At 38.2% G+C, this 2334-nt stretch carries 3 protein-coding genes; 2 read left to right on the top strand and 1 reads right to left on the bottom strand.

From position 1 onward, the window contains the following. Nucleotides 1-98: 98 nt before the first annotated feature. On the top strand, nucleotides 99-971 hold the full coding sequence (locus A4S05_RS38215; protein ID WP_069074922.1) for a bile acid:sodium symporter family protein: 873 nt from the start codon (nucleotides 99-101) through the stop codon (nucleotides 969-971). Between the two features lie 274 nt (nucleotides 972-1245). Here the strand turns inward: A4S05_RS38215 and A4S05_RS38220 are convergent, their stop codons facing one another. Then, complete coding sequence (locus A4S05_RS38220; protein ID WP_084227421.1) at nucleotides 1246-1644, bottom strand: nuclear transport factor 2 family protein; 399 nt, start codon at nucleotides 1642-1644, stop codon at nucleotides 1246-1248. Nucleotides 1645-1804: 160 nt separating this feature from the next. Here A4S05_RS38220 and A4S05_RS38225 point away from each other — a divergent pair, with 160 nt between their 5' ends. Further along, nucleotides 1805-2149 carry a hypothetical protein gene (locus tag A4S05_RS38225; RefSeq protein ID WP_069074924.1) on the top strand — a complete coding sequence of 115 codons (345 nt, stop codon included), beginning with the start codon at nucleotides 1805-1807 and terminating at the stop codon, nucleotides 2147-2149. Nucleotides 2150-2334 lie beyond the last annotated feature (185 nt).

A 2334-nucleotide genomic window follows, 5' to 3' on the forward strand; every position in this document is an offset into this window, starting at 1 on the left:
GCCCAATGCCCAATGCCCAATGCCCAATGCCCCATGCTCCATGCCCCATGCCCAATGCCCAATGCCCCATGCCCAATGCCCAATAAACTTCATCAATCATGAATGAAATTTTAGTAGTAATCGATAAACTTTCACTTTTCACATTCATTGTTTGCACTATGTTGGGTGCAGGTTTAGGTTTAACGGTACAACAGATTTGGAAACCACTCCGCAGCCCTCGACTCGTCATCTTGTCTTTACTAACAAATTTTGTATTGGTGCCAGTTTTTGTTTATCTGCTAGTACAAGTAGTACCTTTAAGCGAACCACTCAGAGATGGTTTACTAATTATGGCACTAGCATCAGGCCCACCAGCTTTGCCTAAACTTGCTCAAATAGTCAAGGGCAATATAGCTTTTTCTGTGGGATTAATGATGTTGCTGATGCTGGGTACTATTTTTTATATGCCAATGGTTCTGCCGTTAGTAGTGCAAGGTGTGCAAATCAACTCTTGGGACATTGCTAAACCCTTGTTGTTGCTGATGGTTAGTCCGTTAGTAATGGGATTATTTATCAAAGCTAAATTTGCTGCGATCGCTCCCATTATCCAGCCAATTTTATTCAAATTATCTAGTTATGGATTACTTTTCGGTTTAGTAGTCAGACTATTCATTCACACCAACGATATCATTAGCTTATTAAAAACAGGTGCAATCTTTGTTTGTGCGATATTTATTATATTCTCCTTTAGCGTCGGTTATCTTTTAGGTGGCCCTGACATTGATACTCAAAGAGTACTAGGAGTCGGAACAGCCCAACGCAATTTTGCCGCAGCATTATTAGTCGCTACGAGTAATTTTGACGATCCCAGCGTAGTCAGCATCATCATGGTGACAAGTCTATTAATGATGGTGATAGTTCTCATTGCTGGGCCAAAGTTTATAGAAATAGACCAAGCAACAGATGCACAGATCAAACAGGTAGAGGTGTAAACTTGGCATTTTCCCCAGCAAGCTATCAAGAAAAATTGAGGAACCTAAAATGCTGATTTATTAGCAATAAAATTACTATATAAATCCAGTTTTATTTGTGAAATTATTTGTGTAGTAGATAGGCAAGAAGCAAAAGTTACCAGGAGCAGGATTCTAAAAGATCAAGTGTACCGATTTTTGAAAAAGATTAGGAGAAAATGCCCGTTTTTTCAAAACTTAACATCTAGTGTTCGCTAGCTGTTGAACTTTGTTGTTAGTAGCAAAATTCAACATTTTACGATGAGATATTGCGGAACGCACCATGCACTTGTCGATTGCCACTCATTACCACTACTGTTTGCTTGATCGCATTAACTCGCCATTCTCGATCGACTCGAATCAACTGATGAAGGTAGTTTCCTGCCGTATCAAACCGATCTTGTCCAGCTTCAAGTTTAGGATCAACTCTATAAATACAATACGCTGATTTACAATAAGCTACATTTTCTTTGATTGTTACCTCATGATTCGTGCTGATATGCAAAGTCCGTAATCCTGACAATGCATCAACTCGTTGTTGTACATATTCTTCTGCGGTCACTTGTCGAGGTATTTCACCTCGAAAGTCTAAATAATCAATCTCAATTTCATTTGCTAGATAGCCTCGAACTTTTTGCCAATTATTTTCATCCAGTGCTCATTCTGGCAACAGTAAGCCTTTTTCAGTACGTAATCTACAACTTGTTTAAATTTAGGTTAATAAAAGGTTATGTAATTTTAGGAACTACCTTATAATACCTTTAAACTACAGTAAACCGCGTGGAATACCGCATTTATTACATAAGGGGAAAATTTTGAGTATCAAAAAACACTATAGATACATAACGAAGCCAGTTCACTCTTGTATTGTCAAGCTTTGGGAAGCTGTAGTAGATAAAAATGTTGAACAACACGCTACTCGAAAAGTTGCAGAAGCATTTGTCCAATATCTCTACACTCCAGAGGTACAAAGAGAATTTGCCAAAATAGGGTTTCGTCCTGTTGATACTGCGATCGCAAAACAACTCAGTAGCGATTTTCCTCAAATTAAAACTTTGTTGAAAGTTGAGGATTTAGGAGGCTGGAACAGTATTGGGCAGAAATTTTTTAGTGAAGGTGCTATTTTTGACAAAATTCAAGCTCAGAAACCCTTAAGCTAAATTGCTGAAATTTTTCGACTCTAAATTTGAGGACTCTGGACTATGAGTCATACTAAAAAAAGGCTCATAATTCCAGCGATCGCTTGACCAGGACTACCTGAACTTATAGCTAGTATTTTTTCTGTTACCTCGATTTGTTGGTCTTTGAGGACAGAAATAACCTCCTCATCAGTTAACCTTTGGAA

Origin of the sequence: Nostoc sp. KVJ20 (assembly GCF_001712795.1) — a bacterium.
Classification (GTDB): Bacteria; Cyanobacteriota; Cyanobacteriia; order Cyanobacteriales; family Nostocaceae; genus Nostoc.

Bases quoted from the DNA above. Each gene is read 5' to 3' on its own strand.
- A4S05_RS38215 (WP_069074922.1), top strand. From the start codon at position 99: ATGAATGAAATTTTAGTAGTAATCGATAAACTTTCACTTTTCACATTC.